Origin of the sequence: Nitrospira sp. KM1 (genome assembly GCF_011405515.1) — a bacterium.
Classification (GTDB): Bacteria; Nitrospirota; Nitrospiria; order Nitrospirales; family Nitrospiraceae; genus Nitrospira_C.
Genome location: NZ_AP022671.1, coordinates 4,207,501 through 4,224,636 on the forward strand (window position 1 = coordinate 4,207,501; position 17,136 = coordinate 4,224,636).

General features: G+C 54.0%; 14 protein-coding genes, 2 rRNA genes and 1 pseudogene (1 of these 17 only partly in view). 12 read left to right on the forward strand and 5 right to left on the reverse strand.

Annotated features, from left to right (window positions below):
* Both W02_RS19880 and rrf read left to right on the forward strand, forming a co-directional pair.
* Positions 1 to 2,837 (forward strand): 23S ribosomal RNA (locus tag W02_RS19880); it begins 1,182 nt to the left of the window's first position.
* A gap of 75 nt (positions 2,838 to 2,912) precedes the next feature.
* Positions 2,913 to 3,029 (forward strand): 5S ribosomal RNA (rrf, locus tag W02_RS19885).
* A 505-nt stretch (positions 3,030 to 3,534) separates the two neighbouring features.
* Here rrf and W02_RS19890 read toward each other — a convergent pair.
* Positions 3,535 to 4,302, reverse strand: a complete 768-nt coding sequence (locus W02_RS19890) for a hypothetical protein (protein ID WP_173050915.1) — start codon at positions 4,300 to 4,302, stop codon at positions 3,535 to 3,537.
* Between the two features lie 668 nt (positions 4,303 to 4,970).
* On the opposite strand from W02_RS19890, the gene W02_RS19895 reads away from it, so the two are divergent.
* The 3 genes from W02_RS19895 to W02_RS19905 all read left to right on the forward strand — a co-directional run bounded on the left by W02_RS19895 (position 4,971) and on the right by W02_RS19905 (position 7,453).
* Positions 4,971 to 5,585, forward strand: a complete 615-nt coding sequence (locus tag W02_RS19895) for a hypothetical protein (protein ID WP_173050918.1) — start codon at positions 4,971 to 4,973, stop codon at positions 5,583 to 5,585.
* 532 nt (positions 5,586 to 6,117) lie between these two features.
* Entirely contained in the window at positions 6,118 to 6,699 is a 582-nt protein-coding gene (locus W02_RS19900) for a hypothetical protein (protein WP_173050920.1), read from the forward strand.
* Positions 6,700 to 6,703: 4 nt separating this feature from the next.
* Entirely contained in the window at positions 6,704 to 7,453 is a 750-nt protein-coding gene (locus tag W02_RS19905) for a hypothetical protein (protein WP_173050922.1), read from the forward strand.
* An 884-nt stretch (positions 7,454 to 8,337) separates the two neighbouring features.
* On the opposite strand, the pseudogene W02_RS19910 reads toward W02_RS19905, so the two are convergent.
* Positions 8,338 to 8,496 (reverse strand): annotated as a pseudogene (locus W02_RS19910) (SDR family NAD(P)-dependent oxidoreductase); the annotation flags it as partial.
* Positions 8,497 to 8,651: 155 nt separating this feature from the next.
* Here W02_RS19910 and W02_RS19915 point away from each other — a divergent pair.
* A complete protein-coding gene (locus W02_RS19915) occupies positions 8,652 to 8,921 on the forward strand; it encodes a hypothetical protein (RefSeq protein ID WP_173050926.1) in 270 nt (89 codons plus the stop codon).
* A 243-nt stretch (positions 8,922 to 9,164) separates the two neighbouring features.
* Positions 9,165 to 10,285 (forward strand): IS3 family transposase gene (locus W02_RS19920; protein ID WP_370467949.1). Its coding sequence is split into 2 segments (ribosomal slippage): positions 9,165 to 9,411 and positions 9,411 to 10,285, totalling 1,122 coding nucleotides; the frame shifts between segments, so codons are not numbered across the junction.
* Between the two features lie 518 nt (positions 10,286 to 10,803).
* Here the strand turns inward: W02_RS19920 and W02_RS19925 are convergent.
* Positions 10,804 to 11,280 (reverse strand): DUF2975 domain-containing protein, encoded by a 477-nt coding sequence (locus tag W02_RS19925; RefSeq protein WP_173050928.1) that lies wholly within the window; start codon positions 11,278 to 11,280, stop codon positions 10,804 to 10,806.
* 475 nt (positions 11,281 to 11,755) lie between these two features.
* On the opposite strand from W02_RS19925, the gene W02_RS19930 reads away from it, so the two are divergent.
* From W02_RS19930 to W02_RS19945, 4 genes are all read left to right on the forward strand, one after another.
* Positions 11,756 to 12,112, forward strand: coding sequence for a YciI family protein (locus W02_RS19930; RefSeq protein WP_173050930.1), 357 nt, complete (start codon positions 11,756 to 11,758; stop codon positions 12,110 to 12,112).
* A 108-nt stretch (positions 12,113 to 12,220) separates the two neighbouring features.
* Positions 12,221 to 12,706, forward strand: a complete 486-nt coding sequence (locus W02_RS19935; protein ID WP_173050932.1) for an SRPBCC domain-containing protein — start codon at positions 12,221 to 12,223, stop codon at positions 12,704 to 12,706.
* Positions 12,707 to 12,716: 10 nt separating this feature from the next.
* Complete coding sequence (locus W02_RS19940; protein WP_197742079.1) at positions 12,717 to 13,157, forward strand: GFA family protein; 441 nt, start codon at positions 12,717 to 12,719, stop codon at positions 13,155 to 13,157.
* A gap of 481 nt (positions 13,158 to 13,638) precedes the next feature.
* The gene (locus W02_RS19945; protein WP_173050934.1) at positions 13,639 to 14,664 is read left to right on the forward strand and encodes a hypothetical protein; all 1,026 of its coding nucleotides are present in this window, start codon (positions 13,639 to 13,641) and stop codon (positions 14,662 to 14,664) included.
* Between the two features lie 65 nt (positions 14,665 to 14,729).
* On the opposite strand, the gene W02_RS19950 is transcribed toward W02_RS19945, so the two are convergent.
* The gene (locus W02_RS19950; RefSeq protein WP_173050936.1) at positions 14,730 to 15,233 is read right to left on the reverse strand and encodes a transposase; all 504 of its coding nucleotides are present in this window, start codon (positions 15,231 to 15,233) and stop codon (positions 14,730 to 14,732) included.
* Between the two features lie 68 nt (positions 15,234 to 15,301).
* Here W02_RS19950 and W02_RS21850 point away from each other — a divergent pair, with 68 nt between their 5' ends.
* A complete protein-coding gene (locus W02_RS21850; RefSeq protein ID WP_255458539.1) occupies positions 15,302 to 15,427 on the forward strand; it encodes a hypothetical protein in 126 nt (41 codons plus the stop codon).
* 380 nt (positions 15,428 to 15,807) lie between these two features.
* Here the strand turns inward: W02_RS21850 and W02_RS19955 are convergent, their stop codons facing one another.
* A complete protein-coding gene (locus W02_RS19955) occupies positions 15,808 to 16,959 on the reverse strand; it encodes an NAD(P)-binding domain-containing protein (RefSeq protein WP_173050938.1) in 1,152 nt (383 codons plus the stop codon).
* Between the last annotated feature and the right edge of the window lie 177 nt (positions 16,960 to 17,136).

Sequence of the window (17,136 nt, forward strand, 5' to 3'; positions counted from 1 at the left end):
GTGCGTAATAGCTCACTGGTCGAGCGATGTTGCGCCGAAAATATAACGGGGCTCAAGTTTGTCACCGAAGCTGCGGACGTTCACCGTAAGGTGAACTGTGGTAGGGGAGCATTCTCTCAGCTGTGAAGGTTGACCGACAAGGACAGCTGGAGCGGAGAGAAGAGATTATGCAGGCATAAGTAGCGATAAATGATGTGAGAATCATCATCCCCGTAAACCTAAGGTTTCCTGGCCTATGTTCGTCAGGTCAGGGTTAGTCGGATCCTAAGCCGAGGTCGATAGACGTAGGCGATGGAAAACAGGTCAATATTCCTGTACCACTGTGATGGCGTTATCAGCGAAGGGGGGACGCAGAAGGGTAGGCACCGCCGGGTCCCTGGAATACCCGGTCCAAGCTGGTAGGCGGGTCTCGTAGGCAAATCCGCGAGGCCGTTACCGCCGAGAAGTGATGGGGAGGCCGCAAGGCCATAAACGGGCTGATCCCATGCTGCCGAGAAAAGCCTCGTAGCGAGTCGTCATAGTGTCCGTACCGCAAACCGACACAGGTAGGTGGGTAGAATATACCAAGGGGCGTGAGAGAACACTCCCTAAGGAACTTTGCAATTTAGCCCCGTAACTTCGGGAGAAGGGGTGCCACGCGTAGGTGAGGGTGTACAATCCGAGCCGATCGTGGTTGCAATAAAGTGGCTCTAGCGACTGTTTACCAAAAACACAGGACTCTGCGAACACGGAAGTGGACGTATAGGGTCTGACGCCTGCCCGGTGCTGGAAGGTTAACCGGAGGAGTTAGCCGCAAGGCAAAGCTTTGAAGGGAAGCCCCAGTAAACGGCGGCCGTAACTATAGAACGGACCACTGTAGTTCCGTAACAAATCTGGCTAAATGCTGGAACACCCGGTGTATCCTCCGATACTCGCCATGAAATCGATGGCAGTGACAATTCGCGAGGTGCGGGCAATCAGCAGGAAAGACTCAGATGATGCTCAACGTAAACGAGATTCCATCGGAGATCGGTCATTACTTGGCGGGTTTTACTGATGGGGAAGGAAGTTTCAATGTGTCGTTCCGTCCTCGGAACGATTACAAGCTTCCTTGGAAAGTCTCCCTCTGTTTCAACATCTCCCAACGAGACGAAGTCATCCTAGCGCTTTTCAAACGGCACCTGGGGTGCGGGACGATGCGACAGAGACAAGATGGCGTCTGGTACTACGAAGTAAACAACTTCACCGCCATCGTCGAGAACGTGATCCCGTTCTTTGAGCGCTTCGGGTTTCTTTCCGCAAAGAAGAAGCGTGACTTTTCAAAATTCAAACAGCTGGCCGACATGATGCGACAAGGGCACCACCTGACGCAGAAGGGAATCGAAGAGATTCTGAAAGTTCGGCTGATGATGAATGATGGAGGAAAGCGACGCTACCTCGATGCGGACATCCTGAAACAATTTGAGAATCCTCAGAGACTATATGCCGGACCTGCCGAAACACTGCAGGATGAGATAGTCCGAACTGTAGGGCAACCTACAGAGCTTGGCAGAAATGACCAAGCCCTCACAGATTCAAATCTGTAAGAGCAACAACATTGAACGGTCCTAAGGTAGCGAAATTCCTTGTCGGGTAAGTAACATTGCCCGTGGCGGGAGCAATCCCGTTCAAGCAACCGGCTCAAATCGGTGGAGCCCACACGGCGCCTTGCAGGGGCGCTGCGGGTAATACCGAGGGTAAGATCGTCGCAGGACGATCCCCGTAACGACTCAGGGGTTGAGATCCCTGGATGGAATTGTCCCAATTCCATAACACGCCGGCCCTGAAGATTAATCGAAGCGATCACTCAAATCGTGGGTTTCAGGTGAACGTATAGTCTGTGCCGCAGGAAACTGCGGAAGTACATGAAGTTCCGACCTGCATGAATGGCGTAACGACTGGAGCGCTGTCTCGGGGAGTGACTCAGCGAATTTGTTGTTCCGGTGAAGAAGCCGGGTGCCCGCAACTAGACGGAAAGACCCTGTGCACCTTTACTACAACTTGACATTGGATGTTGGAAAGAGCTGTGTAGGATAGGTGGGAGCCTGTGAAGCTTGGCCGCTAGGTCGAGTGGAGGCGACGTTGAAATACCACCCTGATCGTTCTGATATTCTAACTCGGCCCTGTGATCCAGGGCGAAGACAGTGTCTGGTGGGTAGTTTGACTGGGGCGGTCGCCTCCCAAAAGGTAACGGAGGCGCCCAAAGGTTCCCTCAGGCTGGTCGGTAATCAGCCGTCGAGTGTAAAGGCAGAAGGGAGCTTGACTGCGAGAGCGACAGCTCGAGCAGGGACGAAAGTCGGGCTTAGTGATCCGGTGGTTCTGTGTGGAAGGGCCATCGCTCAACGGATAAAAGGTACGCCGGGGATAACAGGCTGATCTCCCCCAAGAGTTCACATCGACGGGGAGGTTTGGCACCTCGATGTCGACTCATCGCATCCTGGGGCTGAAGCTGGTCCCAAGGGTTAGGCTGTTCGCCTATTAAAGCGGTACGAGAGTTGGGTTCAGAACGTCGTGAGACAGTTCGGTCCCTATCTGTTGTGGGCGGAGGAGAGTTGAGAGGGGCTTTCACTAGTACGAGAGGACTGTGAAGGACGGACCGCTAGTGTGCCGGTTGTCGTGCCAACGGCAGTGCCGGGTAGCTATGTCCGGTGTCGATAATCGCTGAAAGCATCTAAGCGAGAAGCGTGCCTCAAGATAAGCTCTCCCGGGGCGTATGCCCCCTAAAGACCACTCGTAGACCACGAGTTTGATAGGCTGGGTGTGGAAGGTCCGTAAGGGCCGTAGCTAACCAGTACTAATCGGTCGTGCGGTTTAACATCCTTTGCTCCTGATAGACATGGTCTTCAACAATCACACGGTGAAATGCCGTGAAGACCTGTTCAGTGTTGAATGTTCCCGGTGGCCATACCGGAGGGGCCACACCCGTTCCCATACCGAACACGGAAGTTAAGCCCTCCAAGGCCGATGCTACTGCTGCCGTGAGGCAGTGGGAAAGTAGGACGCTGCCGGGTTACAAAAAGGAGCCTGCTGGTGAAAACCAGCAGGCTTTCTTGTTTTTGTAACCCGTTGCAGCGTCCGTGAGGAAAGTCGAAGGGTTTTATCCGGCGACGTTGATTGTTGGAGAAGAAGGCTAGTGGTGCTTATCCGCTGACTGCAATTACGATAAGGCGATATGAGTCAGCGGTACGAACAAAGTTCGGTTTAGTCCTCCGTACGAGCGAGCTTGGTTTGGACCTCTGCTGGGTTACAACAAAGGAGCCTGCTGGAGTAATCTAGCAGGCTCCTTTCATTTTCAAGCTGGCAGCGATGACTACTTTTCAGAGGGCCGAAAGACCGATCAAGCGTGATGAGCGGGTCCTGTCCTGCCGAACAGCCCCACCGTGCTCGCACCCCCGCCCGGTGTGGGGTCCCCCGCTGCGCACGGTGCCAGGCCACCGCAAGAAGAATGTTTCACCCGTCGGCTAAATCATAGACACGCGCTGCAATCGCTTGTTGATCGTAGCGCTCTCAACGAGTTCATTTCCGATGAGAATTTAGTTTCCACTTCAAACTGACTCTTTTTTCTTTGGAAGGATCGAACTCATCAGATCCTTTGGACATGATCAGTTGCTGACCTGTGCAGGTGAGGATCACGAGTTCGCACGTGTGTTGGTAGTTGAGCAATCGTGCCTTCTTCCATCCCGCATCTGTGTTGCCAATCCTTAACCAATCATTACGACGCAAGAACAATTTTGCCGAGGTTTTGATTAGTTGATCATAGAATCTAAAAGGACTGTCTTGGACGATCTCTCGCAAATGAGGACTGAACAATCGGTAATACTTAGAAGCGTCCCAAAATGGAAGCGTGGAAACAGGTTGATCAGGAAGAATGAGAAGCCATACGAAATAGCGAGGCATCCCGACTTCCCCAAGGAGATGTTTGCAAACTGTTCCCCAGTAGTACCACAGTTTACTATCATCGCTTTGATCTCCATGTGGTAAGAACAGATACAGTTGAGCTCTATCCAGTGATTCAACCTCAAAGAAATATTTTGGGTCATTCACACCACCATAGACGTAATCAACCATTTGCCGCTGCCCAATCTTCCAGTCCGGCGGAAACGCATTACTTATCTCTTTGTGTACAGGTAGGTTCAGTCTCTTGCCAGTCTGCCGTGCTATAGGAGGAAATACATTATTTACAAGGCGCTTTCGCTTGAGAAACTCAGGGAGGAAACACTGTCCTTTTTGCACAATGGGATTAGATTCAAGGCTCCTTTTAAGGGCCAGGAAAAATCGCTCCATAGAGGACCTCCAATCGTCAAATGGCGAGAGCACCCGTATTCAATGGAGGTCGAAATTGTATGTGCAGGGATCCCTCAATACAAGTGTAGCCTCGGCATCTCGCTTTCGGCGAACCACATCTGATCGGCAAGTTCGGCAGCCCGAACCTCCGCAACTCGCGATGCGAGGATCCTGTCCGACCTTGCCGTTTGTGACGAGGCGAATGAGGTGTAGCCAGATGCTAGGTCGCAGGTCCGAAAGAACCGGAGGTGTATTCGTTGGATACATTGAGGATTATTTTGGCACCGAGAACGACGAAGATGGCTGCAGATCGTTCGTCGCAGTAGAACGGTCAATGTCGCAGACTCCTAAGTCCACCATCCCGCTGGATAACTACCCTTCAGCTAAGCGGGAGAGAATGGAGCACTGCAATCGCTTATAGATCGCAGCGCTCTGATGGTGGTTTCGCTTCAGTGATCACATTTCGCTGAGATTCGGATCAAGTCCCGCACGCTGCATGGCAACCCAACTATTGACATGCACCGTTGGCAAACGTAGCTTGTCCGGCATGGCTTGGCAACTTTCTAAGATCATGAACGTTGGAACAGCGAACCCAATTGTTGCACGTTTAGGGAAGAAACGGTGTCAAAATACCCGTCGCCCTTTGCGAAGTTGCAAGAGGAGAATCTATGAAGTACACGGAGAAAAGTGTTACGACAGGCTCCGCCGCACTGGTTGCACTCGCTGTCGTGGATACATTCGCGAGCATTCCGTCGTTCTTGCCCTGGCAACCAAGTACTTGGCCTCCAGCCCCAGTCAGAGTCGATGTGGGTTTCATCGGCAACCTGAGGAAGATCTTCGCCGAATCTGTTCTCGGAGAGATTCGCAACGTAATCGAAGACATTAAAAAGAGCAACGGCGACCTGCAGCACAGAGGCCATGTTGTGGCGATCGCACTCATGTGTGCCCTGGACTCAATTTCGTCTTACGGCTACCGAGGGCACAACGTCACCAAATTTGTAGGAGAGCATTTTCCAGGCGAGTACAAGCCATACGCCAACGACGTCTACCACCTGTATCGGAACAGCATGATTCATAGCTGGAATTTATTCGAGGCCGCCATACTCCCGGGGATCGAAAATATCACAAAGACTAAGGGAACTCTCTGCTTTGGGCTGCTGAATTTCTTTGGAGCACTAGAGAGTGGTGTCGAAGACTTCCTGAAGAAGCTGGCGACCGCCACTCACTTGCAAGCGAACACTCTCAATCGGTACAAAGCGCTGAGAAAAACCGCAAGACCGTAAGGATTGTCTGTGCGAGAGGGAAACCGTGTCGGGAGCAGTTTCAGCGTAACGGTGTGTGGCAGCGAGGGATTGGCTCAACAGTCCTCGGCATCCTGCGGACCGCACCTGTTCGGCAAGTCCGGTGACCCGAACCAAAAGATCCGCCATCCCAGTCAACAACATCTTCAGCTAAGCGGAAGAGAGGAATCCGCAATCGACCAAAGATCCTAGCGCTTCAGGGCCGCCGTGGCTGTGGGCATTCCGTGCAGAGCGCTGTGCTGGGATAGCATGTGAATACATCTGCTTGTGGAGAACCCTGTCTCGATTTTGAGATATGCCGGATTTGTGCGAAGCATCTTTTATTCGGATGACAGCGCAGGAGTGTACTTCTCAGGTGTTCATCGTCCGATCTGTGGTTGACACCAGTGATATCTGCCGCGTAATGTCCAATAATCTAACCAAAAGGTTGGTTGTCTGACCGATTCGAGCGAGTTGGAGGTCCTATGGCCAAAACTACTCCGAAGGCTGGTGGAACTCGAAAATCCGCTTCATCATGTTGGAAGCTGACCTGGCCGATGGTGATCTTACACAGATTACAAGCGCGATCACCCAAGCGATGAAGCAGGGTCAGCCGGGTGTCCGACAGCTAACGACGCACAGCACTGGCACTGGTAGCATACGGGAGCCACTCCCTGCAGCAAACGGGACAGCGCCAGAGATTAACGACGTCGACGACAACGCGGAGGTTGAGGTAAACGCAAACGATGGTGAATCGGCGATTGCCCCAAAGGGTCGCGTACCTCGGCGATTGCCAACACCGAAGGTACTCTCGGACGTTGACTTAAATTCCGGTGACGTTCCCTTTGAGGAATTCTCTAAAGAGAAGGGTCCAAAGGCGGCGCTGGGCCGGTACCTCGTTGTGGCGTATTGGTTCAAGACATACCGCCAGGTCGATGCTGTCAATAGTAACCACGTCTATACTTGTTACAAGAAGATGGGTTGGGGTACCGACATCAAAGACTTCGCTCAGCCTCTGAGAGACAATGCTCGGCAGGGCCGCGGTGAAATGAAAAAAGGCGCTTTTGTGATCAATCATATCGGCGAAGACATAGTTGAGAAGATGACCCCGGAGTAGATGTGTGCAGTTGGAGGACCTGAAGCGCGTCGTACCTGGATTCCAGGAGCTTTCACACCCTGAACGGATTAAACTCTTCACATGGTACCTGCATACCTATGCGGGGCGCGAGCGCGTAGACATCGATTCGATTCGGCGATGCTATGAACAATTGCATTATGGCGTGCCAAATCTTGCTCGCGACATGGCACGCCTAGCCGAGCGCAGACCGCCCGAGCTACTGAAAGACGCGACTGGTTACCGCTTGGAGGCCCGCGTGCGGGAGGTCTTCGACGGGAAATATGGCTATGCCCCGAGTAGCATCGCCGTTGCTAACCTGCTCGCTGATCTACCATCTCAGGTCCCTGGCGCGGATCAAAGTGACTTCCTCCGCGAGGCGCTAAACTGTTACCGAGTCAAATCGTTTCGGTCAGCTATCGTGATGGCATGGAACCTTGCGTACGACCACATGCTACGCTGGCTGCTCGCAGATGCCACACGCCTTCACACCTTCAATCAGCGCATCCCAATCCGATACCCAAAGAAGCAGGTGCGGATCGTGACGTTCGATGATTTCGAGGATCTAAAGGAGTCTGAAGTTGTAGAGATCGCGAGCTCGGCCGGGCTCTTAAACAGCGGAGTGATCAAAATTCTCGATAAGGAGCTCAAGCGCCGGAACAGCGCCGCGCACCCCTCACCGACGGTGTTTACCCAATATCAGGCCGAGGATTCTATTACTGACCTCGTCAACAACGTCGTGTTGCGACTGCGGTAGGGGCCAAGAAAAGGGGACAGCAACTGTCTTGAAAATCAAGCATGGGCACTCCGCTCCGGATTCCAGGGCGTGCGATGCTTGAGCATGGCATTGAAAACGAAAAGGGGACAGGCTGAATAAAATCGAGCGGGCGTAAATTAAGGGATCGTGAGTCACTGTTTTAAGTCTTCTCTCTGCTTGCCTAGGGAACTCGCCTCATCGATCAGCTTCGCTGAGATTCAGTTCAAACGACTCCTGCCGCGTCACCGACTCGCGGAGTGCGCAAAGAACAAAAGATGGGGCTCCGGTCTTGCCATACGACATCCACGGCAGCCGCGAATGTCAGGAGTTCGCCGTGTATTCCCATCTCGGCGGGTGGCCCGCCTGAGGTCGCGGTTCCAGGTCGAGTGTTGCATCTCACTGGTATCGACTGCATGATGTCGATGGACTATCATGCTCCTCCACTGCACCAAGAAACTGGCGGCCAAGCTGCCGCGAGAACTTTTCAAGGACGCAGCCCTCGCTGCCTCAGAAGGAGAACATCGTCAGCTTGGCGAATGGCATGGGCATCGGCTGATTCTGGATTGCCGACAGTGCGTGCTGTTTTGTCATGACCTCACGCGCTATGTGCTCTTTCCGGAATGCAATAGGGTCAGGTCTTGCAATCACACATCCGATGGTCATTTGCTTTTGAGCCCCCCAGGCAGGAGAAGCGTATCGCTGTTTCGCAGGCGTCCCCCAATTCGCGAGTCGGCCGAAGCCCAGGCGGCGTCGAACGGAGAGTCGGGGCTGTCGATATTGATGACCAGCGGGGCGTGATCGGAGGGTAAGTTTTTCCTTCTGCGCCTCGCGATCGATCTCGGCCTAGACAACGCGGTGGTTTAAAGGGCGCGCCGGGCGGATCACTGCACCGTTTCCCTCGTTGCCCCGTCCGACCCATCGGCGACTGCCACGCTGGTACCCTGGCGAGCGAATGCCAGCGCCGCCGCACGGCCGATGCCGCTCGCGGCCCCTGTCACGAACGCGACCTTGTCGGTATACGATCCATTTTTGTTCATGGCCATGTGTTTACTCCTCCTTCGTGTCTTCTCTTGTTTCTGGTTACTATTTTGGGCTTCCCCCGGACGTGCTCGGCAAGTTCTAAAATGGAACCATTTACGAGCAGACGACGAGGATTCTTCATTGATTTAAATAGAAGATTGGCCTATACATGCGGTCCATGAACAATGAAGCGATGGAAGAAATTAAGCGACATTTTGGTGTGATTGCCGAATCCCTTCGTAGCGATATTCAACAGATTGCCGAAGGGCACGATATGATCCGCCATGAATTGCGAACGCAACGTGAGGAAGTGAAGGAAGAATTCAAAGACGCCAAGTCGCTGATGCGGTTGTCATTCTCACAGCTTGACGAGCGAATTCACACGCTCGAAGCCGGTGTGTCTGCTGTTAAGACTCGCCTAGACCGTCTCGAATTCCGTCGGGGCTGACTGCACCCGTTCGCGTCTTTGTTCTTTCACCACTCGGTGACCCGAACCTCCCCAATTCGCGACACGAGGACCTCCATTCCCGCTAACATTACCGTTCTAGCTGCTGTCGCTATTCAGACTTGCATGGTGGGTGGACGGCTTAAGAGAGTGGGAAATTAACTGACGTCTCCCCCGAAAACGACGGCAACGTAAAACTGGAGTAGACTACCGGCTTCGACGGTCCTCGACGAAAGGAGTGGATCGATGAAGCGGTCGAAATTCTCGGAAGAGCAGATTGTCTACGCCCTGCGACAGGCCGAGTCGGGCACCCCGATTGGGGATGTCTGTCGGCAACTTGGGATAGCCGAGCAGACCTTCTACGCGTGGAAAAAGAAGTACGCCCACCTGGGAGTGAGCGAACTCCGACGGTTACGCCAGCTCGAGGAAGAAAATAGCCGGCTGAAACGGCTCGTGGCCGATCTCTCGCTGGATAAGCATATGCTGTCGGAGGCCTTGCGAAAAAAAGTCTGAGGCCCGCCCGCCGTCGAGAACTCGCGCACTGGTTGCACGAGACGTGCTCGGTGAGCTGTCTGCGGGCCTGTCGACTGGCGCAGTTTAGTCGCGCGGCCTGGTATCGAACAAGTCGGGCGAAAGATCAATCGGCACTACGGTTGCGTCTCCGTGATCTGGCTCACGCGCGACCCCGCTTTGGCTATCAGCGGATCTGGGTGCTGTTACGGCGTGAAGGGTGGGTGAGCAATCGCAAACGGGTGCGCCGCCTTTATCGCCTCGACGGTTTACAGCTGCGCATGCGGGTGCGGCGCCGCAAGCACATCGCGCTCCACCGGGGGCCGGCTCCGGTGGCGGTGGGTCCACACGAGCGCTGGAGCATGGACTTTGTGCATGATAGTCTCGCCGACGGCCGGCCGTTTCGGATTCTGACCGTCGTCGATAACTGGAGTCGCTCTAGCCCGGTGCTCGAGGTGGGATTTCGCATGACCGGCATGCTAGTGAGTCAGGTTCTGGATCGGGTGCTCGGCACAGCGGCGGGGCCGCGCTCGATTACGGTGGATCATGGGACGGAATTTCAGTCTCGCGCCTTGGAAGATTGGGCCTACCGTCGCGGGGTACAACTGGACTTCATCCGACCGGGCAAGCCCGTGGAGAATGCCTTCATTGAGTCATTGAATGGCCGTCTACGTGATGAGTGTTTGAATGTGCATCAGTTCGTCTCCTGGGCGGAGGCGCAAGCGATTGTCGAAGCCTGGCGGGTGGATTACAATCACCACCGCCCCCACAGCTCACTCGGCCACCTGACACCGATGGAGTTTGTCAGTCAACGTCAGATCATGCAGACCGTCGAGGAAGTCGTCTGTTCTGGGTAAGAGTTGTCTCCACACGGGGCCAACGTCATGACAGGCGTGCAGTAGAAGAGAGCCTGTCCCCATTTCCGGGTCTTCAGAAAACCAGAAAACGACCCGGCAGTAATATTTACTCCATTTTTTCAGCCTATCCCCTTCAGCTTAGGCTTAACCTCGGTTTTTCCGAAAAATGAGCTATAGTCCTGCCTCAGGGGAGGGGAATGTGGGTGACAAATCTGCCATAGAATGGACCGATGCTATGGGGCTGAACATAACTGGCGTAGGTTAGTCGACCGACCAGGAGATTCAGTAGAATCTCATTGATTGGCGTGGATTTTCGATAGACATTTTTGACGACACTACACGTATGCCGTGGGAGCATCGCTGATCCTTGCAGGTTTTATAGGGAGTGATTGTCACTGGATTCCGACTAGGAGAGAAATTGGGATTCTGGTAGGAACCTCATTGGACATTCTGCCGAAGAGTGAAAACGTCTGGCCAACATGACGTCGATATTGATACACATGGGCACGAACGGGACCTTATGCCGTCAAGTCATTTTCTGACTTCATGTCCATGGCGTTTTTCAGGATTCGCTCGAGGGCAGCCATTGCGGTAGCGACCACGACCGAGGCGAAGAAGATGAGGACCCCCATAAACACACCACCCGCTCGATCATCACTCTCGTGGAGCATGATGAAGACTTCTCCTCCTATGACGAATCCGATCAGGACGATCGCACAGTACTTGATGGTTCGCACCGATTTGACGGTCGAAGGTGAGAACTCCTTGCTCCGTCCGGCATACGCTAACACTTTGTATGCGTGATACAGCCCCATGAAAAATGGAATGGAGGCCGCGTACGCATACGCCAGGAAGGGGTCTTTGAAATAGATCGCAAACAGCGTGGCGTGCGCGTTTCGACCTTCGAAGTGCGGTTCAGAAAGTAAGAACGCGAGAGCGCCGACGGCGATGAGCACCAGCACAATCCGCAGAAATAGCGTCGCACCCGGTTTCATAAGCCACCTGGAGTTGGTAGGACGACGATGCCCAAGTTAGCGGAAGCATTTATAGTTGGTCAATGATATTTATCGTCGTGGTATGGGAAAAGAAAAGGGGACAGGCTGAATAAAAAAGGGGTAGAACGCGAACCAGCTCAGGCAACTTTTTCGAGAAAGTCTCATCGTGGTTTATCGTTGCCTCCGCAGGCACGGTGCAATTCGCGAATCCGCTGAAGTCCAGCTGATATCGAACGGACAGCCGAGGCTGGATTTTCCCTTCCGCTTCTCGCGATCGATCTCGGCTTAGTCTGCCTGATTGTTGCTCCGACGGCTGACGACCTCGCGAGTTGCCTGATATGACCGGTTGACTCCTGCCGGCGATTTCTCCTAACTAATTGATTCAATTCCACGGATACTCGATGTCGATTTCGGGCGTTGTGCACGACTATCTGACAAAAGCAGCGGTTCACATACACCTCGGAGCGTCGAAGCCATGAAATACCTGCTTCTATGTTGCCACGAAGAGAAAAAGCTGGATTCCATGTCCAGGAGCGAGTGCGACGCGATTATGGAAGAGACCGTGGTCTACTGCGAGGCGCTGAAGAAGAGCGGTCATCTCCTTGGGGTGGAACAACTCGAACCGATTCAGACGGCCACGAGTGTTAGAATCCAAAACGGGAAGTTGTCCGTGACCGACGGTCCCTTTGCTGAAACGAAAGAGCAGGTCGGCGGGTATTTTCTTATCGAAGCCCGTGACGTCAATGAGGCGATCCAGGTGGCCTCGAAGTTTCCGTCGGTGCGGTTTGGGACCATAGAGGTGCGGCCGGTCAGAGACTTTCCAGGCAGCTAGCCGCCGCGCAGGGCCATTGTGAAGGGCTCCTCGTGTGTCCGGCGTGTCGCACCATTCTGGCGTTTGTCTCGACGACAATGTATCAAAACTACAAACCGAAGGAAAAACATGACCACAAACACTAAAACACAGGAAGCGAACGAACTGAAACTCGTCATCACGCGCATTTTCGACGCACCTCGCGACATCATGTGGCGTGCGTGGACGGACACTGAGCGCTTCAAGCAATGGTTCAAGTCAAAGGACGGCATGAACATTCTTTCAGTCAAGATGGATGTGCGCGTCGGAGGAAGATACCGCATCCAAACGAGGCATCCTGAAAGTGAATACTTCACGTCAGTTGGCGTGTATCGCGAGGTGCATTCGCCCGAACGGTTGTTGTTCACGTGGGCATGGGAGAAGGATGGCAGCGAACCTGATTTCGGCGAGGCTGAACCGCCCGAAACGCTGGTGACTGTGGAATTTCATGCCTGCGGGAAGCAAACCGAAATGGTGTTCACGCAAACGACCTTCGCGTCTGCTCAAAGCCGCGATAATCACAGTCGAGGTTGGAGCGCGTACTTCGACCAATTGGCAAAGTTCGTGAAACAATAATGGAGCATCTATGACTACAATAACCACGCCTTTCAGCGGTGGCTGCGCGTGCGGAGCAATCCGCTACGAATGTTCGGCTGAACCCATCATGATGTTCAAGTGCCACTGCCGCGATTGCCAGCGGGTGACCGGTGGCGGATTCGTCCCTGGCTTGCTTATACCAGCGGCAGCGTTTCGTCTGACGAAGGGACGACCACGCTATCATTTCACGCCGAGTTTGGCGGGCGGCAACCACAAACGCGGGTTCTGTGCTGACTGCGGTTCGCGACTCACCGGCGGAGAGTCGGATGAACGACCCAGCGGATTTCTTGGAATCACCGCAGGTAGTCTGGACGATCCTAGTTGGTTTCGCCCGCAATTGGATTTCTTCGTTTCAGACGTACAACCATGGGACCAAATGGACCCGGTAATTCCGAAGCATGATCTCTATCCGCCAGTGCCCAAAGCCTAAAGGAATAGGCCTCATCAACTAGCTCCCTGAGATTCGGCTTCATAAAGCTCCCGCAGACGGCATCCGGTCGGCAATTCGGAGATCCAAACTCCGCCATTCGCGACGCGAGGTCCACCATCCCGCTCGCCAACACCCTTCAGCTAAGTGGGAGGGAATGCAGCGCTGCAATCGCTTATGCACCGCAGCACTTCTTAAAGACGTTCAGCTGTTCAGAGGAATGCGGCGGCACGAGCAAGCCTGGGGAAAGAGCCTGTCTCGGCAGGCTCGGGGGTGGGGGCGGGTGAGAAAGTCGCTCCGTTCGACGAGCCACCCGTATGGGAGTAGACTCACGCGTCCGCTAAGAAACAGACACTCGCCGGCAAATCGCTTATAGACCACAGCGCTCCAGGAGCCTTAGCGGCACTGTGACTTGACACAGAGCAAATCAATACTTAGCCTGCGGGGTGTGAAAGTCCTAAGATTTCCTCCATAAGGGGTAGTTTTGCGAAATCTTTCGTTTGATTTTAATCCTCGCACGCTTGTCGTCACATGCACAGAGCCTCATGCATCCCTTGCCGAGGCTTGGCCTTCTCTCGATGCCATATTTATTCCGACTCGTGGTCGGCCACAGTTTGTTCTAAGTCTCCTTCGGGACCTTCGACGTGAGGTCCCATCGACGCCAGTATTTCTGCTGCCGTCATCGAGTGATGAGTACAAATCGAATGGCAGTGAATTGTTCGAGAGCATACAGAGTTTATCCTCTAACGACGACATTGAGTTTGTAGAAGCAGTTCAGAGCCTGCATACTATGCAAAATGGGCTATTCGGGACTCGTGACATAGACTGGGACCTTCCAACAAAACGTAACTATGCTCTCTGGTACGCACGTCGCAATCGCTTCAGCCGTATTTTGTTGCTAGACGATGACATTCGTGACATTTCTGCCTCGATTATTAAGCATGGCAACTCTTTGCTTCAGAGTTTCATGGTCTGCGGTCTGTTTGTGGATGAGTTTCCGGATACCTCAGTTACAGGTCATGCCGAAATTGTTTTAGGGGAGGATGTGCGCACCTTCCTTAGCGGAAACTCTTTGTTTCTACGTGCAAATACCGATCTTGGCTTCTTTCCTAAGATTTATAATGAGGACTGGATCTTCATGATTCCGCATGTACATGCAAAGCAGGTAGCGGCGGCAGGTGTTATTCAACAAGAGCCATATGATCCATTTGTGAGTGCCGCTCTGGCGGAATTTCAAGAGCCAGGCGAGGTCATCGCTGATGGGCTACTTGCCCTTGTGAATGCTTGCGCCTACGATCGACGGTTTGATCAAGATACGTGGCGGGAGCTGTTGGGAATTAGGCGACAGTGGCTGGCCGATCTAAAGAGTAGAGTTCCTTATGAGCGACAGCGGGTTGCTATGGGCACGGCTTTGTGCCGATGTCAAAGTATTCTGGAGGATGACTGTGTTAGGTTCGTCGAAGATTGGGAGAAAGATTGTGAAACATGGCGTTCTCTTATTCGAGGATAAGATGAAAACCAAATACCTACATACTGTGGACGGGTTCAAAATCGCCACCGTTGTAACGGCAGGATCTAGTAGCGATATTGTGGTGTGGATGCATGGCATTTCAGTGAACAAGGACGAGTATCTCGGATTCTTTCGCGATGGGTCTGGGTGAAATCGGAAAAGGTGCCAAGCTGCCGTCGCCGCGTCAACAACGCCGCCAATGCCCGCGCCTCCGTGTCGGGTAGCGGCCGTGGGCGGGGGCGCATCACCTCGCCGAATTGTGCGAGGATTTTCGCATCGAGGGCGTCAGTCTTGGCCAACAGCCCACTCGCACGCGCAAAGTCTCGCACCTGACGAGGGTTGACGACAACGACGGGCAAGCCTGCGGTGGCCAAGGCACTGGTCAAGGGGATTTCCAGACCGCCGGTCGCCTCTAAGATGATCAACGTCGGATGGAGCGCGGCGAGCTGTTCCACCACGGTGGTCATCGCCGACTCATCATGAGGTACTGACCACATCTGGCCGTCGGTGAACGTCACATCCAACCGAGCCTGCGAGACATCAATGCCGACGAAGATGAGGGAACTCATGACCGCCTCCCGTGGGTGCCCAGCCTTGCGAAATGCGGGCTCAGTGGCTTTACAGGTGAAGAGGCCTGATGACCACGCTGACACTCGGTCTGGTACAGACCACGGAACCGACGGTCTATCAGACCTCGATATTTTATATACGAGAGTATCGTGCCACAAACGGAGAGATACAAGGAACCATTCCACTGTCGTGATAGAAGAAGTCGATACTGACAATTGGGGTGTGGCGGAAATGACGGTCGCGAGATGCAGGCAAGGAGAGCGTTCCGTGGCCAAACGCTAGTTGGAACTTGTTGCTGGGGAGCGAAAGAGCAAGCCGGTAGTCGAAATCCTGAGCTCGTACGTCGCCTGATCACGGGCGGGAATAAACGCTGCCGAACCGTACTCCGCGTCGACAAGGGGTGCGAGCCAGGTATAGCGGCGCCGCAAGGTGAACAGATCGATCGAGCGGTCGTTGGAGAGGGCGTAGGTGGTCCGCGGCTTCGCTCGCTCGTCTCTATGCCATAGCGCTAGTCACTATGGTCGGCGCGCCGCAATTCGCAAATCCGCTAAAGCCCAGCCGGTTGGTGTTTGACTATTTGCTTTGAGACACTGCTTCGCCGATGATTCTCGCCGCCACAGGACAAGCGACGGTGAAGCCAAAGAAGGGTCCGAAATCCTGCACCGCAGCGAGGCCAGTGACATACAGGTTGGGGAGATTCGTTCGAAATTCTGTGCTGAGCGTTGGAGAGCCGTTAAGCGTCTGCAGTTCTCGCGCAATCGTCTGACGGTCCAGAAAACCGACGTTCTGCATGTTCGGTACATAGCCAGTCGCCAGGATAATGTGATGCGCGTTCACGGTGGTATCGTCGTTCAACGAGACTTCGAATGTGCCATCAGCTAGGCTGCGCGCGGTGACGATCGTCGTTTTCTCGTGAATATGTATGTTCGCTTGATGCACGCGCGATCCCAGCCATGCTTCGAGTGTCAGACGTCCTACCGCCCAAAAGTCCTGACGGATCTTTTCCTTCGCTTCGTCTGTGGAGCGCCGCCACCAGCCGTGGTCTTCCAGCGTCCGCCGTACCATTGGCTGTACCCAGCTCCAATCCGGTTCGGTAAATTGCGGAGTGGGGTGGCGATGTGTGACATAAACTTCGTCGGCTCCTTTTTCTCGGATCAGCGCGGCCCATTCGAACGCGCTCTGTCGCCCGCCTACGATCAAGACCCGCTTGTCGCGGAAAAATTCAAAATCAACGACATTGCAGGTGTGCGTGTACGATCCCTCCGGCAGTTTGTTGATCAGCTCCGGGTAATGCTTGAACCATGCGAAGCCGAGACTCAATACCACCTTGTCTGCGCGAATCTGTGAGCCGTCGTCGAGAGTTGCACTATAGGTCCCGTTCGATCTGGTGAGATGTGTGACGAGGGTAGGGAGGGGTCTCAGATCATATTGACCCATGAACCAGCTTGCGTAATCGAGAAATGTGTCGAGCGGCACCGGCTTGATTTGCTCGGGCGTGATCCCGCGCATATTCACATACGCTGCAAAGGTCGCGACATCCCTCGCGTCAAGGTGCCAGTCGGGTCCCGAGCGCAAGAACATCCCGCGGGGCATATTCGCCTTCCAAAAATCGAGCGTCTTGCCCACAACCGTTACCGATACGCCAAGATGCTTCGCGTACGCCGCCGTCGCAATCCCGTATGGACCCGCGCCGATGACTAAAAGTTCAGTCCGTTCCTTTCCCATTCTCGACCATCCTTTCGCGGTCCCGAGCGCGGAGCGATTGTTCTTGGACTGGCTGGAAGGATACGCTCAGCCATTTGATAAACCAAGGTCTTCTAGGCTGGGACGATAGCGTTAGGTAGCTGGCGTAACCGTTTTTGTGTCGGCGGGGTGGGAACAGGCGGTCGTTCGTCTGACCTG

What these genes read in the sequence shown, in the direction of transcription:
- W02_RS19890 (WP_173050915.1), bottom strand. Translation starts at nt 4,302, where the DNA reads ATGGAGCGATTTTTCCTGGCCCTTAAAAGGAGCCTTGAATCTAATCCC.
- W02_RS19895 (WP_173050918.1), top strand. Translation starts at nt 4,971, where the DNA reads ATGAAGTACACGGAGAAAAGTGTTACGACAGGCTCCGCCGCACTGGTT.
- W02_RS19900 (WP_173050920.1), top strand. Translation starts at nt 6,118, where the DNA reads ATGTTGGAAGCTGACCTGGCCGATGGTGATCTTACACAGATTACAAGC.
- W02_RS19915 (WP_173050926.1), top strand. Translation starts at nt 8,652, where the DNA reads ATGAACAATGAAGCGATGGAAGAAATTAAGCGACATTTTGGTGTGATT.
- W02_RS19925 (WP_173050928.1), bottom strand. Translation starts at nt 11,280, where the DNA reads ATGAAACCGGGTGCGACGCTATTTCTGCGGATTGTGCTGGTGCTCATC.
- W02_RS19930 (WP_173050930.1), top strand. Translation starts at nt 11,756, where the DNA reads ATGAAATACCTGCTTCTATGTTGCCACGAAGAGAAAAAGCTGGATTCC.
- W02_RS19935 (WP_173050932.1), top strand. Translation starts at nt 12,221, where the DNA reads ATGACCACAAACACTAAAACACAGGAAGCGAACGAACTGAAACTCGTC.
- W02_RS19940 (WP_197742079.1), top strand. Translation starts at nt 12,717, where the DNA reads ATGACTACAATAACCACGCCTTTCAGCGGTGGCTGCGCGTGCGGAGCA.
- W02_RS19950 (WP_173050936.1), bottom strand. Translation starts at nt 15,233, where the DNA reads ATGAGTTCCCTCATCTTCGTCGGCATTGATGTCTCGCAGGCTCGGTTG.
- W02_RS21850 (WP_255458539.1), top strand. Translation starts at nt 15,302, where the DNA reads ATGACCACGCTGACACTCGGTCTGGTACAGACCACGGAACCGACGGTC.
- W02_RS19955 (WP_173050938.1), bottom strand. Translation starts at nt 16,959, where the DNA reads ATGGGAAAGGAACGGACTGAACTTTTAGTCATCGGCGCGGGTCCATAC.